The organism is Microbacterium sp. 16-032, assembly GCF_041079455.1.
GTDB classification, from domain to species: Bacteria; Actinomycetota; Actinomycetes; order Actinomycetales; family Microbacteriaceae; genus Microbacterium; species Microbacterium testaceum_A.
The window spans coordinates 13,261-30,935 of record NZ_JBFYGQ010000004.1; the positions used below are offsets into that span (position 1 = coordinate 13,261).

Here is a 17,675-nt window from a genome sequence, read left to right on the forward strand (position 1 = left end):
CTCAGGCCGCCGCCACGCGCCCGTTCTCGAGCCGCACCTCGCGGTCGACCAGCCCCTCCGGCACCTCGACGTGCGAGACCAGCACGACGGCCCGGTCCCGTCCGATCGCACCGAGCAGGTCGACGAGCAGAGCGTCGGATGCCGCGGGATCGACGCCCGCGGTGGGCTCGTCGAGCACGAGCACCGGGAAGTCGCGCAGCACCGCCCGCGCGAGCGCGAGACGCTGAGCCTGCCCGCCGGACACCAGCCCACCCCGGTCGCCGACTCGGGCGTCGAGGCCGCCGCGCTCGCGGACCCAGAGATCGAGGCCGACGCGCTCAAGCACCGTCCACAGTTCGTCGTCGGTGGCGCCCTCGCGCGCGAAGAGGAGGTTCTGGCGCACGGACTCGTCGAACAGGTACGGCGACTGCTCGATGATCCCGACGGTGCGGCGCAGATCGTCGCCCGAGATGTCGCGGGCTTCGATGCCGCCGACCCGGTACGAGCCCTCGTAGTCGAGGAAGCGCGTGAGCACGTGCGCCAGCGTGGTCTTGCCCGCTCCGCTCGGACCCGTGACGAGGACGCGCTCGCCCGGCCCCAGGCGCAGGGCGATGTCGTCGAGGCGGCCGGCGTCGGCGTCGAGGTCGTCGCGTGCCGGCCAGTGCGCGCGGACGCCGGTCAGTTCGAGGCCCGCGCCGAGGATCGGCGCCGCACCGGTTGCGGCGTGCTCGTCGCGGGGGAGTCCGTCGGGGACGGCTTCGGGCACGGCGTCGGCGATACGTTCCGCCGCGGAGCGCACCTGGCGCCAGGAGGCCAGGGCGAGGGGCACCGGCCCGAACACCTCGAACACGGCCATCGGCACCAGCACGACGACGGCGAGCTCCGGGCCCGACAGGGATCCACCGGCGAGCGACGGGGCGGCGACGAGCAGGGCGGCGAGCGAGGCGACCCCGGCGAGCACCGAGACGGCTCCCGAGGTGAGCCCCTGCGCCCCGCCGCGTCGGACGACGGCTCGGCGCAGAGCGGCATCGGCACGGCGGACGCGCTCGGTCGCGGCATCCAGCGCTCCGTATGCCGTCAGCACGTCGAGGTTCGCGAGCAGGTCGTGCACCGCGTCGGCGACGGCGGCGCGGAGGGGGGCGATGGAGCGCTCGGCGCGGGCACCGGCGGCCCCGCCCACGACGACCGCGAGGGCGAACGCGACCGCCAGGCAGACGAACAGCACGACGGCCGCGGGCCACGAGACGATCGCGGTGAACACCACGGCGGCGAGCGAGGTGAGGACGGCGACCGCGAGGGGGAGTACCACGCGCAGGGGGAGGTTCTGCAGTTCGTCGACGTCGTCGACGACGCTCGAGAGCAGCCCCCCGCGCCGCGAGCGCGCGAGTCCGTCGGGAGCGTGGGGGACGAGGTCGCGCACGAGATCGGCGCGAACTCCCGCGAGCTGTTCCAGGGCCGCGTCGTGTCCGGTGAGGCGCTCGAGGTAGCGGAACACTCCCCGCGACAGGGCGAACGCGCGTACCCCGACCACCGCCATCGACAGGTACATCACGAGGGGCTGTTCGGCGGCCCGCGCGATGAGCCACGCGCTCGCCGCGAGCAGCGCGATCGAGCTCGCCGCGGTGCCGAAACCCGACAGCACCGCGGGCGCGAAGCGTCGCCGCGAGGGCATCGCCGAGCGCAGGATGCCGCGGACACGCGCGTTCACGACCGCACCTGCCGTCCGCGTGCGCGCGAGGGGTCAGAATCTGTCGCCTGGGACCCCGTTGAAGCGACAGATTCCGACCCCTCACGCAAAAGGGACGGGGGCGTGAGCTCGACCACCTCGTCGGCGATCGCGCGGGCGGAGCGGCGGTGCGAGACGAGGAGCACGCCGCGGCCGGCGTCGGCCTCGCGGCGGAGGGTCTTCCACAGGTGGGCCTCGGTGTCGGCATCCAGGGCGCTCGACGGCTCGTCGAGCACGAGCACCGGCACCGCGCCGATTCGCGCGCGGTACAGGGCCCGCGCGACGGCGACGCGTTGCGCCTGGCCGCCCGAGAGGCCCGCTCCTCCCGCACCGAGCACGATCCCGGGGTCGATGTCGGATGCGCCCGCGTCGGCCAGGGCGGCGGAGATGCGGCCGGAGTCGAGGGGGGACCCGAGCGACACGTTCTCGGCGACCGTGCCCGACACCAGCCCCGGCCGCTGGCCCGCCCAGGCGACCGCGTCGCGGGCGTGCGGGACGGCGACGCCGTCGACGCGCACCTGGCCGTCGTGCGCGGCGTACCCGAGGAGAGCGGCGATCAGCGACGACTTCCCGACGCCGCTCGGGCCGGTCACGAGCACCACCCTTCCGGGCCCTACCGACAGCGATACGCGGGGCAGCGCGTGTCCCTCGCGGTGCACCCGGACCCGCTCGAGCGTCACCGTCGATCCGAGCGTCGAGGTCATGGCATCCGGGCCCCGCTCCTCTCGGGCGGAGCGCGCGGCGTCGAGCGTGTCGAAGATCTCGTCGGTCGCCGCGACCCCCTCGGACGCGGCGTGGAACTGCACGCCCACCTGGCGCAGGGGCAGGTACGCCTCGGGGGTGAGCAGCAGCACGAACAGACCGACGAGCAGGCTCAGATCGCCCGAGAGCAGGCGGAAGCCGATGGTGACCGCCACGATCGCGACCGAGATCGATGCCAGGAACTCCAGCGCGAACCCCGACAGGAACGACACGCGCAGCACCGTCATCGTCTCGCGCTTGTAGTCGCGCGTGATCGTCTCGATCGAGTCCGCCGCGCGATGCTGCCGACCGAAGGCCCTGAGGGTGCCGAGGCCTTCGACGGTGTCGGCGAAGCGCGCGGCCAGGCGGCCGAGGGTGCGGTACTGCTTCTGCTGCACGCCGCGGGTCGCCCAGCCGATCAGCACCATGAACAGGGGGATCAGGGGGATCGTGAGTACAACGATCAGGCCCGACAGCGGGTCGGCGAGCGTGATCGCCCCGATGAGGATAGGCATCGTGAGGGCGGTGGCGACCAGCTGCGGCAGGTACCGGCCGAAGTAGGCGTCGAGCGCCTCGAGACCGTGGCCCGCCGTGACCGCGAGCGAGGCGGCATTGCGGCGAGCGAGCCAGGCGGGGCCGAGGTGTCCGACCGCGCCGATCACGGCCGCCCGCAGCTGCAGCGACGCCGCGGCCGCCCCCCGGGCCGACACGCGCTCCGAGGCCGCCCCGAGGAGCCCGCGGAGCAGGACGAGGGATGCCGCGACCCCGACGAACCCCCACAGCTCGCCGACCGGTCGGCCCGTGATCACGCCGACCAGGGCGCTGGTGAGCGCCCAGGCGAATCCGATGATCGTGCCCGTCTGGGCGAGGACGATCGCCGCGGTCACCGCGAAGAAGCCGCGGGAGGCGGTGGCGTAACGGAGCAGCCGGGGGTCGACGGGTTTCATGACGGTCTCAGTGGGCGACGAGCGCGGCCTTCTCGATGCGGGCGCGGGTGACGCGCTTGCGGAACACCCAGTACGTCCAGCCCTGGTACGCCAGGATCAGCGGCAGGAAGATCAGCGCCGCCCAGCTCATGATCGTGAGCGTGTAGTCGGTGCTCGAGGCGTTGTCGATCGTGAGGCTCGAGCCCGCGGCGAGCGTCGAGGGCATGACGTTCGGGAAGAGGGCGAAGAACAGGGCTGCGACGGCGGCGACGATCGTCACGGCGCCGAGGGTGAAGGCGGTGCCTTCGCGATCACGGAGGTTCGCGATCCACGACCCGATGAGGGTCAGGGCGGCGACACCGGCCAGGGCGACGACACCGAGGAGCAGGGGCGCCTCCGCATTCGCGGCGTTCACGATCGTCCAGCCGAGGAACAGGGCGGCCAGCGCGATGGTCAGCACTCCCGCCTTCTTCGCGAGCGAGCGGGCGTCGGCGCGCACCTGGCCGTCGGTCTTGAGGGCCACGAAGTACACCCCGTGCACGAAGAACAGGGTGAGGGTCGTGAGCCCGCCCAGGATGCCGTAGGGGTTGAGCAGCGTCAGCACGGTGCCGACGTACTCGTGGCCGGCGTCGAGGGGGACCCCCTGCACGATGTTGGCGAAGGCGACGCCCCACAGGAACGCCGGGGCGGCCGAGCCGAAGAAGATCATGCGGTCGAACGCGCGCTTCCACTTCAGCGAGTCGCGCTGGTGGCGGTACTCGAACGAGACGCCGCGGGCGATCAGGGCGATGAGGATCGCGAGCAGCGGCAGGTAGAACCCGCTGAACAGGGTCGCGTACCACTCGGGGAACGACGCGAACAGGGCGGCGCCGGCGACAATCACCCAGGTCTCGTTGAGGTCCCAGACGGGGCCGATGGTGTTGATGATCTGCCGTCGGGCGATGTCGTCCTTGCCGAGGAACGGGATCGACATGCCGACGCCGAAGTCGAAGCCGTCGAGCACGAAGTAGCCCACGAAGAGGAAGGCGACGATCCAGAACCAGAGGTATGCGAGGTCCATGAGGGGCTCCTAGTAGACCGTGGTCGGGGTGTTCTCGACCGAGTCGTCGTGTTCGGCATCGGGGTCGGGCAGCGGCTCGGGGCCCTTCTGCGCGAACTTCACGATGAGACCGAACTCGACGATCGCGAGGGTGAGGTAGACGAGGGTGAAGGCGACGAGCGAGATCAGCACGCTCCAGCCGGGCACGCTCGGCGAGACGCCGTCCTGCGTGAGCATCAGGCCGAACACGATCCAGGGCTGACGGCCCATCTCGGTGAACACCCACCCGACGAGGCTCGCGAGCATCGGCAGGGGAGCGGCCCAGATCGCGACGCGCCACATCCAGCCGGCGACGGGGCGCGTGGCCTTCTTGCGGGTGACCCACAGGCCGACGACGCTGACGAGCGCCGCGATGCCGCCGAGGGCGATCATCCAGCGGAACGCCCAGTAGGTGACCCACAGCACGGGGGCGAAGTTGCCGTCGACCTGGTCGGCGAACTGGGGGAACATCTGCTGGCTGTACAGGGTGTTGAGGTCGTTGATGCCCTCGACGCAGCCGTCGAGCGAGTGCGTCGACAGGATGCTGAGCAAGAACGGCACGCGGATGCTGAACAGCTCGCTCGTTCCGTCGGGCGTGCCGAGCGTGAAGATCGAGAACGAGGCATCCTGCCCGCAGACGGTGTTGAAGGTCGCTTCGGCCGCCGCCATCTTCATCGGCTGGGTCGCGACCATCACGAGGCTCAGCTGGTCGCCGACGATAGCGACGAGGACGAACGACACCACCGTCGACCACAGTCCGAAGCGGAGCGTCTTGCGCATCATGTCGGTGTTGCGCCCGCGTGCCATGTGCCAGGCCGAGACCGCGACGATGACCATGGCCGCGAACATCCAGCCCGCGAAGATCGTGTGGGGGAAGGCCGCGAGGGCGACGGGGTTAGTGAGCATGGCCCAGAAGTCCACGAGCTCGGCGCGGTGACCGTCCGCCGACATCTGATAGCCGACGGGGTTCTGCATGAAGGCGTTGGCGGCGATGATGAAGTACGCCGACAGGGTCGCGCCGATCGACGCCATCCAGATGCTCGCGAGGTGTGCGAGGCGGGGGAGCTTGTCCCACCCGAAGATCCACAGGCCGATGAAGGTCGCCTCGAGGAAGAAGGCGAGCAGGCCCTCGAAGGCGAGCGGGGCGCCGAAGACGTCGCCGACGAAGCGGGAGTAGGCCGACCAGTTCATGCCGAACTGGAACTCCTGGACGATGCCGGTGACCACGCCCATCGCGAAGTTGATCAGGAAGATCTTCCCGAAGAAGCGCGTGATGTGCAGCCACCGCACGTCCCCCGTGCGGTACCAGACCGTCTGGAAGATCGCCACGGCGAGCGACATTCCCAGGGTCAGGGGCACGAAGAGGAAGTGGTAAAGCGTCGTCAACCCGAACTGCCAGCGGGCGAGGGCGAGGGGGTCGAGCCACTCCATCAGGAGCCTCCGATCGAACCGGATTGTGTGGTCAGACCACATGCTACGCCGGGGCTCCGCGGCGCGTCGGGGGATCCCTCGGCGTCGAACGATATACTCGGCAAGTCATTTCAGACCCGCCAGGAGGCGTCGTGTCCGTTCGTCTGAGCCTGCTCGCGATCCTCGATCGCGGCGCCTGTTACGGCTCGCAGCTGCGCGCGGAGTACGAACGGCGCACGGGGGCCCGGGTCAACGTCGGGCAGGTGTACACCACCCTCGAACGCCTCGAGCGCGACGGCCTCGTCCAGGGCGCCGGCATCGACGACGAGGCGCGCGTGCTCTGGGATCTCACGGACGACGGCCGCGCCGAGGCGCGAGCCTGGTTGTCCGGTGCCTCACTGGTCGAGGGGCGCGACGACGTCGCCCTCAAGCTCGCGCTGGCGGTGACGCTCCCCGGGGCCGACGTCCCCGGCATCCTGTCGGTGCAACGCGACGCGACCCGCGCGGCGCTCGCCGAGGTCGACGAGGAGCTGCCGGATGCCGTGCCCTCAGCGATCGTGCGCGCAGCGCGCCGCGAGAGGCTCGAGGCGGACCTGCGCTGGCTCGACGAGGTCGAGCAGCTCGCCGCCGGAGCGGAGTCCTTCGACCTGTCCGAGGATCGTCCGCGCCGCGGGCGGCCCGCGCGCAACGCCGTCTGACCGGGCGTATCGCCGTTTCGCGATTCCGTCAAGGGCGGCGCGGATCAGGGGGCGACAGCGCACTGTGAGAACACCCCGGTACGACCCAAGGAGTTCTCGCATGGTCATGGAAGCACCCCTCAGTCGACCGGGATCGTCGAAGGCTGCCCGCGCGGCGGCGAAAGCCGGGGCGACACCGCTCGCGGCCCCGCCCGCTCTCACCGAGATCCCGTGGACGCGCATCGACCTCGACCTGTACGAGGTTGCCCGCGAGGGGTGCATCGTCGGGTACGTCGAGGTCGTCGGTGCCGTCTTCGTGGCGCTCGGCGGCCCGCGCTACGACCGCGCCGTCGAGGTGTCGCAGCACATGACCTTCCACGCGGCGGTCGACGCCCTGGTGCGTCGCGTCCTCTGAGCCCGCCTGCGTGGTGACGCCGGTCGTCGGTGCGTCCTCGGTCAGCGGACCAGCGTGTAGCCCGCTTCGTCGATCGCGGCGCTCAGGGCGGTCTCGTCGGCCGGGCCCGTCGAGGTGATGCGCACGAGCGACGCGTCGTCCGCGCGCAGGTCGATGTCGACGACCTCCACGCCGTCGAGGGCGTTGAGCTCTTCGGTCACCGCGCGCACGCAGTGGTCGCAGGTCATCCCCTCGACGCGGAGGACCGTCGACGCCCCCGCGTCCGCGCGGGAGGGGGAGGCGGGGGATGCCGCGGCCCCGTGGCCGCACCCGCATCCGTCGCCGCAGCCGCCGCCGGAGGAGCGGGGTGAGGTGAGGCCGAGGTCGATGCGCTGTTCGGTCATGGGTTCTCCTTACGAGCGGACCAGCCGGGCGATGGCCTGGTTGGCTTCTTTGAGCTTCTCTTCCGCGACGGGGCCGCCCTGCGCGGCGGCTTCGGCGACGCAGTGGGACAGGTGATCGTCGAGCAGGGAGAGGGCGACGTTCTCGAGCGCCTTCGTCACCGCCGAGACCTGGGTGAGGATGTCGATGCAGTACTGGTCGTCGTCGACCATGCGCGCGATGCCGCGCACCTGGCCCTCGGCCCGTCGCAGGCGCTTGAGGAGGTCGTCCTTGTGGCCCTCGTATCCGTGCATGCCCCGATGATACCCCCGTGGGGTATGCCTAGCACCGTCCCCGGTCCTGTCAACCCCCTCGGAATCCTCGGCTCGCGGGCGGATGGTCGAACCATCAGGAGGTCGACATGTTCTCTCGTCGCACCGGTGGTGGTCAGCGATGACCGCCGATCCCTTCCCCACCGGCCCCCATCGCCCCGTGCGCATCCCGCACCTGCCCCCGCTGCGCTCGCAGCGGCGAGAATCGAAGGATGACGCGAACACTGGCAGCGCTTCCGGGCGCCGCCCGGAGGCTGTGCCTCAGCCGAAGAAACGGCGAGATCTGCACCCGTGAGGACGGCCACCGCGGCCTTCACCACCGCACCGGCGGACGCCTGCTGTGGAACGACCTGCAGGCGGACCCGCCGGAGTGCGCCGCGGCCGGGACCCCCGCAGAACCCGCCCCGGTCCTCGACGACGGGTTCCCCGGCGGGCGCGCGCTGTGCCCCGTCTGCTGGGCGTTCGTGAGCCGCGACGGCGAGGGCCTTCTGGAGCCACACGATTCGTGGCGTGGCGACGAATCGCGCTCCGAGGCCGATCGCCGTCGCGAGTGGTTCAACGCGTACGGCTGGTGACGAGGGCCGCCCGCCCGTCGACGACCTCGACCATCTCGTCGAGGGCATCGGCGTGCACCAGATCGTGCGTCACCAGAAGGGTCGCCGTCTCGCGCTCGCGCGTCAACCGCGACAGCAACGCCATAATCTCGGTGCCCCGGGCGCTGTCGAGGGCGCTCGTCGGCTCGTCCACCAGCAGCACCCGCGGCTCGTGCGCGAGGGCGCGGGCGATCGCCACGCGCTGGCGCTGACCACCTGACAGATGTGCGGGACGACGGTCCGCCACGGCGCCGAGCCCGACCGCCTCCAGCAGCTCGTCGACCCGCGCGCGCACGAGAGAGCGTCGCTCGCGCCGACCGGAGCCCCCGAGCTCCGCCATCACCCGCACCTGCTCACGGGCGGTGAGGGCGGGAAGCAGCTGGGGCTGCTGGAACACGATCCCGATGCGATCGCGTCGCAGCGCCGTCGCTCCCGAGGCGCTGAGCCGGGTGGCATCCGTTCCCGCGACGATCACCCGCCCGGAGTCGGGACGGATGAGGGTGGCGGCGAGGGCCAACAGGCTGGACTTGCCCGATCCCGAGGGACCGGTGATGCCGGTGACGATCCCCGGTCGTCCCTCCAGCGTGACGCGGTCGACCGCGGTGACGCGGGCGTCTCCGTCGGGGTAGGTGAGGGTGACGTCGTCGAGAAGGATCATCGGGTGCTCCCGAGGGCGGTGAGAGGGTCGGACGAGGTGACGGTGCGCAGAGAGACGGCCGCGCCGAGAAGGCCGAGCGCGATCATGACCGCCGCGGGCGCGAGGGTCGTCAGCGGACTCAGGACGAAGGGCAGGGTGCCGCCGGCGACGGCCCCGAGCAGGGCGGTCAGACCGATCCCGACACCGACCCCGAGGATGAGGACCACCGACGCCTGGCCGAGGGCGTCGCGAACGAGGGCGGGGGTGCTCGCCCCGAGGGCCTTGAGGACGGCGATGTCGGCCGAGCGCTGCATCGTCCACACGGTGAAGAAGGCTCCGACCACGAGGGCCGAGACGCCGAAGAGCATCGCGATCATCAGCGCGAGCGAACCGATCTCGGACCGGAACGTCGACAGCGCCGTGAGACTCGCCAGAGGAGTGGATGCCGTAGTGCCGGTGTCGGCGGCCACGGAATCCCACGCGGGGGAGCCGGTGACGGCGAGCACCGTCGGCTGCCCCGTCCCACCCAGACGCTGGGCGAGGGTCGTCCAGGCCGCCGTGCTGAGCGCGACGACGGGCGTGTGGCTGTACCACTCGTCACCTCCGATCGCGGCCACGCGGTACGACGAGCCCGCGATCGACACGTCGTCGCCGACCGCCGCCCCGAGCGCCTTCGCGGCGCCCGCCGACAGGTCGACCTCGTCGTCGCGGCGCGGGGCGGCGAAGGCCGTACCCGCGTCGAGCCCGAAGAGGGCGACAGCGGTCGAGGCGCCGGGACCCTCGGCCCGCGTCTGCGTGATGCCGACGGGGGTGACCGTGTCGACTCCGGGCGCCGCGCGCCAGGCGGCGACGGTGTCGGCCTCGATGGTCGAGTCCGCGAAGGTCGCGCTCGCGCCGTCGACCGGGTGCAGCACCAGCCGGTCCCCGGGGAGGGCGAGCACGCCCGAGACGTTCTGAGCGGCGAGGCCGCCCGTCAGCCCCGAGAGGAAGCCGACGAGCAGGGTGATGAGGGCGACGACCGCCCCGATGAGGGCGAATCGCCCGCGGGCGAACCGCAGATCGCGCCATGCGACGTACACGTCGCCTCCTTCCGCCGACGACTCTCGCCGGCACCGTCCCAGCCTCGCCAGGGGAAGGCTCGCGGGCATCGGCGGGGTGGGCGAACTCTCTCTCCACCTTTCGGATGATCCGCCGGGGTCCTGGCATCCGTAGCCTGGAGCGTGACATGAGCCATCGACCCCTCGCCCCCGTCTTCACGGGGCTGCGCGTGGGCCTGCACGCCCTCTTCGGGGGCCTGCTCGCCCTCGTCGTCGCGCGCGTCCTGCTGACGAACGGATCGCTGCTCGCCCTCGTGCTCGCCGGCGTGCTGGGGGTCGTGTACCTCGCGGGGCTCTGGGTCGCGCGTTCGGGGCGCTCGCGGCGCAGCGTCGTGTGGGTGGTGGCGCTCACGGTGGTGTGGGCGGCGCTGGTGTGGCTCGTGCCCGAAGCGGCGTACCTCGTGTTCCCCCTGTTCTTCCTGTACCTGCACGTCCTGCCGGGGGCGGCCGGACCGCTCGCCGTCGTCGGCACCACGGCCCTCACGATCGCCGCTTTCGCCGTGCACGGGGGGCTCACCGTCGGCGGGGTCGTCGGTCCGGTCGTCGGGGCGGGGGTGGCGCTGTTGATCGGCCTGGGCTACGGGGCTCTGGAGAGGCGGGCCGCGGAGCGCGAGGCGCTCATGTCCGAACTGATCGCCACGCGCGGTCGGCTCGCCGCCGCCGAGCGCGAGCAGGGGACGCTCGCCGAACGCGCGCGACTCGCCCGCGAACTGCACGACACCGTCGCCCAGGGGCTGTCGAGCATCCAGATGCTGTTGCACGCGGCGGAGCGGGCCGACGCCGACGGCCCCGGGATCGCGCACGTGCGCCTCGCGCGCCAGACGGCCGCCGACGGTCTCGCCGAGACGCGTCGGTTCATCCGCGAGCTCGCTCCGCCGAGCCTCGATCGCGGCCTGGGCTCGGCCCTCGAGCGTCTCGCCGCCGGGTGGGGCGCCCGCGAGGGCGTCGACGTGGAGGTGGAAGTGGATGCCGCGGTCTCGCTGCCCATGGACGCGCAGACCGCTCTGCTCCGCATCGCCCAGGGGGCCCTCGCGAATGTCGCCCAGCACGCGCGGGCGCGGAGCGTGCGCATCCGACTCGTCCCGCAGGCGGGGGGTGCGCGGTTGACCGTGACCGACGACGGCATCGGGTTCGACGCGAGCGGCGCCGAGCAGGCGGCATTCGGAACGGACTCCTTCGGGCTGCGCGCCATGCGCGAGCGCGTCGATCAGCTCGACGGCGTGCTCGACGTGGACAGCGCGCCCGACGCGGGATCGACCATCACCGTCGTCCTTCCGGGAGGGGCGGCATGATCCGCGTCGTGATCGCCGACGACCACCCGGTGGTGCGGGCGGGTGTGCGCGCCCTGCTCGATGCCGAAGCCGACATCGAGGTGGTGGGCGAAGCGGCCACCCCCGACGAGGCCGTCGCCCTCGCCGCGTCGCTCGCGCCGGAGCTCGTGCTGATGGACCTGCAGTTCGGCGAACGGGCGGCGGGAGCCGAGGCCACCCGACGGGTGCGCGCGCTCGCCGCGCCACCGTACGTGCTCGTGCTGACGAACTACGACACCGACGGCGACATCCTCGGCGCCGTCGAGGCGGGAGCCAGCGGGTACCTGCTCAAGGACGCCCCGCCACACGAGCTCCTCGCCGGCGTCCGTGCCGCTGCGGCCGGGCAGAGCGCTCTGGCCCCGGCGATCGCGGGGCGCCTCCTCGCCCGTCTGCGCGAGCCGCGGGTGACCCTGTCGGTGCGCGAGATCGAGGTGGTGCGTCTCGTCGCGCGAGGCGCCTCGAACGCCGAGGTGGCCGCGCGCCTGCACATCACCGACGCGACGGTGAAGTCGCACCTCGCGCACGTGTTCTCGAAACTCGGCGTCTCTTCTCGCACCGCCGCCGTCTCGGCGGCTCGAGCCCTCGGCATCCTGCGCTGATCCTCCACGCGGGTGCGCGGGCCTTACGATGGCCCCATGATCAGGGTGCGCGTCGTCGGGGTCGCCCTCGACCCCGCCCAGCAGCACGTCATCCTGCTGAAACCGATCGACGCGACTCGAGGACGCGATCGCGTGCTGCCCGTGTGGATCGGACCGCAAGAGGCGATGTCGATCCTCGTCGCGATCGAGGGCACGGGATCTCCGCGCCCCCTCGCGCACGATCTCATGACCGCGATACTCGGCGAGCTGTCCGCGTCGGTCGACCGGGTGGAGATCACCCACCTCGACGAGGGGACCTTCCACGCGCGGGTGGTGCTGAACACCCCGGTCGGGCCCCGCACCTTCGACTCCCGCCCCTCGGATGCCATCGCCCTCGCCGCCCGCGCCGATGCGCCGATCCTCGTGGCCGATGCCGTCTTCGACGAGGCCGGAGTCCCCGACGACGCCGTGGAGCTCGACGGCGACCGGGCCGACGAGGACCGCGTGGAGGAATTCCGAAGGTTCCTCGACCACGTCGATCCCGACGATTTCCAGGGCTAGCACCGATCCCGGGTGCCCCCGCACGCTCCTAGACTCGCGGAAGGGCCGCGTGCCGCGGTCCGTGATCCACGACGAACGGGGAACCAATGCAACTCGCCATGGTCGGACTCGGACGAATGGGCGCCAACATCGTCCGCAGACTCATGAGAGACGGTCACGACTGCGTCGTGTTCGACGTGAACCAGGATGCCGTGGCCTCCCTGGTCGCGGAGGGGGCGACCGGGGCGACGAGCATCGCGGACCTCGCATCGAAGCTGCAGAAGCCCCGCGCCGTCTGGCTCATGATCCCCGCCGGTCTCACCGGAAAGGTCGTCGACGAGGTCGCCGAGGTGCTCGAGCCGGGCGACATCATCATCGATGGCGGCAACTCGAATTACCGCGACGACGTGCGCCGGGCGAAGAAGCTCGACGACAGCGGCATCCACTACGTCGACGTGGGCACCAGCGGTGGCGTGTTCGGTCTCGAGCGCGGGTACTGCCTGATGGTCGGCGGCCACGACGAGGCCGTCGCGCACCTCGAGCCCGTCCTGCGCACGATCGCGCCCGGACCGGGAGAGGTCGAGCGCACGCCCGGGCGCACCGGCGACTACACGACCGAGGAGCGCGGCTACCTGCACTGCGGCCCCTCCGGCAGCGGTCACTTCGTGAAGATGGTCCACAACGGCATCGAGTACGGCATCATGGCCGCCCTCGCCGAGGGCCTCAACGTGCTGAACAACGCCGACGCGGGGCTGCACCAGGGCGAGCACTCCGCCGAGGTCGCGCCGCTCGAAGAGCCGGAGTTCTACCAGTTCGACATCGACACCGCCCGGGTCACGGAGCTCTGGCGCCGCGGCTCGGTCATCTCGTCGTGGCTGCTCGACCTCACTGCCGCCGCCCTCGCGCAGAATCCGACGCTCGACGGTCTCGCCGGTCGCGTATCGGACTCGGGCGAGGGGCGTTGGACGGTCAAGGCCGCCGTCGACACGGGCGTACCCGTGCCCGTGCTGGCGGCGTCGTTGTTCGAGCGCTTCGCCTCGCGCGGCGAGGACCACTTCGCCAACCAGGTGCTCTCGGCGATGCGCCTGCAGTTCGGCGGGCACCAGGAGCTGCCCGCGGGTGACGTGCTCGAGGCCGGTCAGAAGAAGGCCGAGAGCGGCCGCAACTGACGTCGTCGATCCCGCCCCCGCCGCCGGTCGTTCGGACCGTCGGCGGGGGCGTCGTCGTTCGTGTGCGGCGCTCCGGGGGAGACTAGGGGGATGAGCAGTACCGAGTCGCCCGCGTCCTCCGACCGCTATGTCGTCGCCACAGACGGCGCGTGCAAGGGCAACCCCGGCCCCGCAGGCTGGGCCTGGGTCGGCGAAGACGGACACTGGGCGGCAGGGTCCATCCCCGAGGGCACCAACAACATCGGCGAGCTGCTCGGCCTGTTGTACGCCATCACCGATCACGCCGACGTGCGCGAGCTCGTCGTGCAGGCCGACTCGAAGTACGCTATCGACACGTACTCGACGTGGATGGACGGCCACCGCCGTCGCGGCTGGGTCACGAGCGCGAAGAAGCCGGTCGCCAACCAGGGGATCCTCGAAGCGCTGATCGCGGCGCGCGACGCTCGGCGGGCCGCCGGGCTCCCCGACGTCGTGCTCGAGCACGTGCGCGGGCACTCGGGCCACGTGCTCAACTCGTGGGCCGACGAACGGGCGGTGCGGGCGTCCCAGCACGCCGCCAAGGGTGAGGAGCTCATCTGGACCTCGCTGCGCGGCCTCGACAAGCTCGAGGTGTCGTCGGCGCCTCCCCGTTCCGCAGCCGACCGTAACGGCCGCTAAGCGCCCAGGACCTCTGCCTCTTCGGCGGGGGTGAGTCCGGCTTGACGGGGTCGGTCCAGTCCGCGTGCGCGCTCGTCGTCCAGCGTGCGGCCCATCGTCTCGGCGAGAGAGCGGCGACGCCCTCCGGATGCCACGAAAGCGGCGTCACTGCGGCGCGCGAAGCCTCCCGCACTCTCGGGTAGCCACAGGGGCAGCGAACGCGGCCCGGCCCAGAAGGCGACGCCCCGCGCGGTGAGGGTGTCGTCGTCGAGGGTGACGGTCTCGGTCGCCGTTTCGGGTGTGTCGTGAGCGGCCGCGTCGCGGGCCGCCGCGAGCACCGCGGAGAGGGGGAGCTCCTCGCCGACCGCGTTGACCGGACCCGTGATGCCCGTGCAGCCGGCGAGGTCGATCCACGCGGCGAGGTCGTCCACGTCGATCGCCTGGACGTGGCGACCGGTCGCCTCGGGCGCGAGGACCCGCCCGCCGCGGGCGTAGCGGGCGGGCCAGTAGCCGAAGCGATCGGTGGGGTCGCCCGGCCCCACGATGAGCCCGGCCCGCGCCAGGAGCGCCTGGTCGCCGCGCCGGGCCGAGGTGATCCGTTCGGCGTGCACCTTGGCATCCGCGTACTGTCCGAGATCGGTCGGCTCCACGAGTTCCGCCGTCTCGTCGGCGAAGGGCATGTCGGAGCGGGAATACACCGAGACGCTCGAGACGAGGGTCCAGTGCGCCGCCCGGTCGGCGAGGGCATCGAGGGCGGATGCCACGAACCCCGGGTCCCACGAGAGCTCGACGACCTGGTCCCACTCGTGTCGGACTTCGTCGTAGGCGCCGGGCGCTGCCCGGTCGGCGCGGATCAGCCGGGCGCCCTGCGCGGCGTCGCCGGACTCGCCGCGGGCGAGGCACGTGACCTCGGCACCCTGTGCGACCGCGTGCGCCGCGATGGCGCGGCCGAGCCACGCGGTTCCGCCGAGGATGAGGATGCGTCGCATGCGGGTCAGCCAACCACCCGAGGTGGGCGCGGGGCGAGGGTGTTCGCGCTCGGCGGAGGGAGCGGCGTCGGCTGGCGGAGGGCGCGAACGTGCTCAAAACGGCGGGGGGTCGGGGTCGGGGTGAGGATCGAGGTCGGGCGCGAAGGCGACCCGACGTTCGGGCGGGTCGGTGGTGCGGCGCCCGAGCGGGCTCGTCCACACGATGCTGCCGTCCGGCTGCTGGGCGGCCGTCCAGGGGGTCTCGGTCTTGAGGACGTGGTGACGCTTGCACAGGCACGCGAGGTTGCAGAGCCTCGTCCGACCGCCCTTCGCATGATCGTGGTTGTGGTCGATCTCGCAGCGGCGGGCGGGCTGACGGCATCCGGGAAAGCGGCAGTGCACGTCGCGGAGGCGCACGAAGCGACGCATCGCCGGAGTCGGACGGTAACGGTCGACCCCGAGGACCACGCCCGTGACCGGGTCGGTGAGCAGGCGCTCCCACCCCGGTGCTTCGGCGAAGAGGTGGCGCGCCGTATCGGCGTCGACGGGGGCGCACCCGTCGAGCATCGTGCCGCGCTCGCTCGCGCCTGCATGGCGTTTTCGGCATGAACCTTCCGCTAGCTTCTCGGCCACGGCATATGTCCCCGTCAGGGGACCCGACGAAGGGGTGGGAAAGATGACGGATATCCACACGCAGCAGATGCTCGGTCGCCCGACCGGAGCGTTCGTGGGGGCCTCATGGGTGGCGCTGGGGCTGGGGGCCTCGGTGTACTTCATCGGCCTGTACAACGCGCACATGACGCTCGCCGAGAAGGGCTTCTACCTCTCGGTGTTCCTTCTCGGGCTGTTCGCCGCCATCTCGGTGCAGAAGGCGGTGCGCGACCGCGCCGAAGACATCCCGGTCACCGGCGCCTACCTCGGCGTCGCGTGGGGAATGTTGCTCGTCGCCCTCGCCCTCATGTCCGTCGGGCTCTGGAACGCCGAACTCCTCCTGTCGGAAAAGGGGTTCTACGGCATTGGATTTGCCATGAGCCTGTTCGCCGTCGTGGCGGTGCAGAAGAACGTGCGCGACCTCGCCGCGTTCCGCAACGTCCACCCCGACACCGCGCCCGTCGAGCACACCGGCTACCCGACCATGGGGTGAGGCGTCAGCCGACCGGCGTCCCCTGGTGGAACAGGCACCGCGGTGCGGGGTCGCACCGCCAGAGGGACGACCGGCGGCTGACACGGTCCTCGAATCTCAGCAGATAGGTGAGCAGGACGGTGGTGGGTCCGAGCACCCGTGCGGCTCGCTCTTCGATGGCGGGCGAAGCGTCGGCCCCCGGTTCTTCTCGAAGTGCGGCGATGATCTCGTCCCGCGTCCATCGGCGACCGGACTGACCGATCTCCACGAAGTCGGGGTCGAGAAACCGCTCGAGCTCTCCCCCATGCACGCGCACGGCCGGGTGAAGGAGTATCTCTTCGGCGGCCCAGGCCGCGGCGATGAGGGCATCGGCATCCAGAGCCCTCCCGCGGATGACATAGGAGCGCTGGATCCCCGCGGTCTCGCGTCCCCACGTGCTCGACGCGACACGGCGCTGGTGGGCGTCGAACGCAGCCTCGTCGAGGAAGCGCTCCGACACCCGCCAGACGCCGTCGGTCTCGGTCGGGGTGACGTCGAACGAGAGGCACCCCGGCTCGGCCCGGGTGAGGGCGAGGTGCTCGTCCAGGTGGGCGCGCACGCGGTCCGCCTGATCGTCGTCAGCGCACCGCAGCTCTCCGGTGAGGGTCACCTCGGGGCCGCGCGGTACCGGCGTTGTGATCCCGCTCGCCCAGTCGCGACGCAGGACGCTGTAGGCGACGGATGCCACGGGCTCACCGCCCTCGACGGGCCAGCCGTCGCGGTAGTACGCCTCGAACACCCATCCGCAGCGTTCGAAGACCCGCCGCATCGCGACGTTGTCCTCGCGGGTCTGGCCCTCGAGGCGGATGACCGCGGGGTGCCGGGAGAAGACGAGGTCGGTGGCGATCCGGAGCGCGGCGGAACCGTGCCCGCGACCCCGGGCAGCATCGGCGAGGCGCAGATCGACCATCGCCGTGGCGTCGTCGAGATCGTCGAGACGGAGCACGCCGACGCGACCGTCCTTCTCGTCGTCTATCCAGAAGGTCTGGATGTCGTCGCCCTCCCATGCACCCGCCCGGATGGCCTCACCGACCTGCTCCGCGGTCGGACGCGTGCGCATGTGGAACGGGAACGTGTTCGCGGTGAGGAATGCCGTCAGCGCGGCCCGGTCGTCCGGCTCGGACAGGGCGGCGCGCGTCAGAGAGATACCCACCCGCCCACCGTAGACACGAACGCCCGGCGGAGTCATATCGCGGCGTGGGTACGCTGGAAACGCCGATCTCGTCCGCCTTCGCCGACGGCGTCGGGTCCCTCCGCGCTTTCCGCCCCTTCGAAGGAGCATCCCATCGCCGCTTCGCCCTCCCCGACGAGGATCCGCGCCCTCCGCACCGCTTCGCTCAC

The 17,675-nt window shown here is 71.7% G+C and carries 20 protein-coding genes; 9 read left to right on the forward strand and 11 right to left on the reverse strand.

Annotation, left to right across the window (positions count from 1 at the left end; genetic code table 11):
• Window position 1 precedes the first annotated feature (1 nt).
• The 4 genes from cydC to AB6V31_RS08745 are packed head-to-tail and all read right to left on the reverse strand — an operon-like array spanning window position 2 to window position 5,881.
• Window positions 2-1,687, reverse strand: coding sequence for a thiol reductant ABC exporter subunit CydC (gene cydC, locus AB6V31_RS08730; RefSeq protein WP_369365113.1), 1,686 nt, complete (start codon window positions 1,685-1,687; stop codon window positions 2-4).
• Window positions 1,684-3,393: a thiol reductant ABC exporter subunit CydD gene (cydD, locus tag AB6V31_RS08735; protein WP_369365115.1), complete on the reverse strand. Its 1,710-nt coding sequence runs from the start codon at window positions 3,391-3,393 to the stop codon at window positions 1,684-1,686. Before cydD ends, cydC begins: the two co-directional genes overlap by 4 nt.
• A gap of 7 nt (window positions 3,394-3,400) precedes the next feature.
• Window positions 3,401-4,432, reverse strand: a complete 1,032-nt coding sequence (gene cydB, locus AB6V31_RS08740; protein WP_056230237.1) for a cytochrome d ubiquinol oxidase subunit II — start codon at window positions 4,430-4,432, stop codon at window positions 3,401-3,403.
• A gap of 9 nt (window positions 4,433-4,441) precedes the next feature.
• Window positions 4,442-5,881, reverse strand: a complete 1,440-nt coding sequence (locus AB6V31_RS08745; RefSeq protein ID WP_369365118.1) for a cytochrome ubiquinol oxidase subunit I — start codon at window positions 5,879-5,881, stop codon at window positions 4,442-4,444.
• A gap of 131 nt (window positions 5,882-6,012) precedes the next feature.
• On the opposite strand from AB6V31_RS08745, the gene AB6V31_RS08750 reads away from it, so the two are divergent.
• Together AB6V31_RS08750 and AB6V31_RS08755 are read left to right on the forward strand one after the other, a co-directional pair.
• Complete coding sequence (locus AB6V31_RS08750; protein WP_369365120.1) at window positions 6,013-6,558, forward strand: PadR family transcriptional regulator; 546 nt, start codon at window positions 6,013-6,015, stop codon at window positions 6,556-6,558.
• A 100-nt stretch (window positions 6,559-6,658) separates the two neighbouring features.
• Window positions 6,659-6,952: a hypothetical protein gene (locus AB6V31_RS08755; protein ID WP_369365122.1), complete on the forward strand. Its 294-nt coding sequence runs from the start codon at window positions 6,659-6,661 to the stop codon at window positions 6,950-6,952.
• A gap of 41 nt (window positions 6,953-6,993) precedes the next feature.
• Here AB6V31_RS08755 and AB6V31_RS08760 read toward each other — a convergent pair whose 3' ends face one another.
• Together AB6V31_RS08760 and AB6V31_RS08765 are read right to left on the reverse strand one after the other, a co-directional pair.
• On the reverse strand, window positions 6,994-7,335 hold the full coding sequence (locus AB6V31_RS08760) for a heavy-metal-associated domain-containing protein (protein WP_369365123.1): 342 nt from the start codon (window positions 7,333-7,335) through the stop codon (window positions 6,994-6,996).
• 9 nt (window positions 7,336-7,344) lie between these two features.
• The gene (locus tag AB6V31_RS08765) at window positions 7,345-7,626 is read right to left on the reverse strand and encodes a metal-sensitive transcriptional regulator (RefSeq protein ID WP_056230224.1); all 282 of its coding nucleotides are present in this window, start codon (window positions 7,624-7,626) and stop codon (window positions 7,345-7,347) included.
• A gap of 230 nt (window positions 7,627-7,856) precedes the next feature.
• Between AB6V31_RS08765 and AB6V31_RS08770 the strand changes: the two genes are divergently transcribed.
• Window positions 7,857-8,219: a hypothetical protein gene (locus tag AB6V31_RS08770; RefSeq protein ID WP_056230221.1), complete on the forward strand. Its 363-nt coding sequence runs from the start codon at window positions 7,857-7,859 to the stop codon at window positions 8,217-8,219.
• Here the strand turns inward: AB6V31_RS08770 and AB6V31_RS08775 are convergent.
• The gene (locus AB6V31_RS08775) at window positions 8,200-8,895 is read right to left on the reverse strand and encodes an ABC transporter ATP-binding protein (RefSeq protein WP_369365125.1); all 696 of its coding nucleotides are present in this window, start codon (window positions 8,893-8,895) and stop codon (window positions 8,200-8,202) included. The two genes, AB6V31_RS08770 and AB6V31_RS08775, sit on opposite strands and share 20 nt — an antisense overlap.
• On the reverse strand, window positions 8,892-9,953 hold the full coding sequence (locus AB6V31_RS08780; RefSeq protein ID WP_056230215.1) for an ABC transporter permease: 1,062 nt from the start codon (window positions 9,951-9,953) through the stop codon (window positions 8,892-8,894). The genes AB6V31_RS08775 and AB6V31_RS08780 overlap by 4 nt, the downstream gene beginning before the upstream one ends.
• Window positions 9,954-10,099: 146 nt before the next feature.
• Here AB6V31_RS08780 and AB6V31_RS08785 point away from each other — a divergent pair, with 146 nt between their 5' ends.
• From AB6V31_RS08785 to AB6V31_RS08805, 5 genes are all read left to right on the forward strand, one after another.
• A complete protein-coding gene (locus tag AB6V31_RS08785; RefSeq protein ID WP_268104560.1) occupies window positions 10,100-11,263 on the forward strand; it encodes a sensor histidine kinase in 1,164 nt (387 codons plus the stop codon).
• Window positions 11,260-11,880 carry a response regulator transcription factor gene (locus tag AB6V31_RS08790; protein WP_074695602.1) on the forward strand — a complete coding sequence of 207 codons (621 nt, stop codon included), beginning with the start codon at window positions 11,260-11,262 and terminating at the stop codon, window positions 11,878-11,880. Before AB6V31_RS08785 ends, AB6V31_RS08790 begins: the two co-directional genes overlap by 4 nt.
• 36 nt (window positions 11,881-11,916) lie before the next feature.
• Window positions 11,917-12,420 carry a bifunctional nuclease family protein gene (locus tag AB6V31_RS08795; RefSeq protein WP_369365128.1) on the forward strand — a complete coding sequence of 168 codons (504 nt, stop codon included), beginning with the start codon at window positions 11,917-11,919 and terminating at the stop codon, window positions 12,418-12,420.
• 86 nt (window positions 12,421-12,506) lie between these two features.
• Entirely contained in the window at window positions 12,507-13,568 is a 1,062-nt protein-coding gene (gene gnd / locus AB6V31_RS08800) for a phosphogluconate dehydrogenase (NAD(+)-dependent, decarboxylating) (RefSeq protein WP_074695606.1), read from the forward strand.
• Between the two features lie 90 nt (window positions 13,569-13,658).
• On the forward strand, window positions 13,659-14,225 hold the full coding sequence (locus AB6V31_RS08805) for a ribonuclease H (RefSeq protein ID WP_056230202.1): 567 nt from the start codon (window positions 13,659-13,661) through the stop codon (window positions 14,223-14,225).
• Here the strand turns inward: AB6V31_RS08805 and AB6V31_RS08810 are convergent.
• Together AB6V31_RS08810 and AB6V31_RS08815 are read right to left on the reverse strand one after the other, a co-directional pair.
• Window positions 14,222-15,193, reverse strand: a complete 972-nt coding sequence (locus AB6V31_RS08810) for an NAD-dependent epimerase/dehydratase family protein (protein ID WP_369365130.1) — start codon at window positions 15,191-15,193, stop codon at window positions 14,222-14,224. The genes AB6V31_RS08805 and AB6V31_RS08810 overlap by 4 nt on opposite strands.
• Window positions 15,194-15,286: 93 nt before the next feature.
• A complete protein-coding gene (locus AB6V31_RS08815; protein ID WP_369365132.1) occupies window positions 15,287-15,739 on the reverse strand; it encodes an HNH endonuclease signature motif containing protein in 453 nt (150 codons plus the stop codon).
• Window positions 15,740-15,848: 109 nt separating this feature from the next.
• Between AB6V31_RS08815 and yiaA the strand changes: the two genes are divergently transcribed.
• Window positions 15,849-16,316: an inner membrane protein YiaA gene (yiaA, locus tag AB6V31_RS08820; RefSeq protein WP_056230193.1), complete on the forward strand. Its 468-nt coding sequence runs from the start codon at window positions 15,849-15,851 to the stop codon at window positions 16,314-16,316.
• A 4-nt stretch (window positions 16,317-16,320) separates the two neighbouring features.
• Here the strand turns inward: yiaA and AB6V31_RS08825 are convergent, their stop codons facing one another.
• Window positions 16,321-17,487 (reverse strand): GNAT family N-acetyltransferase, encoded by a 1,167-nt coding sequence (locus AB6V31_RS08825; protein WP_326493370.1) that lies wholly within the window; start codon window positions 17,485-17,487, stop codon window positions 16,321-16,323.
• Window positions 17,488-17,675: the final 188 nt, after the last annotated feature.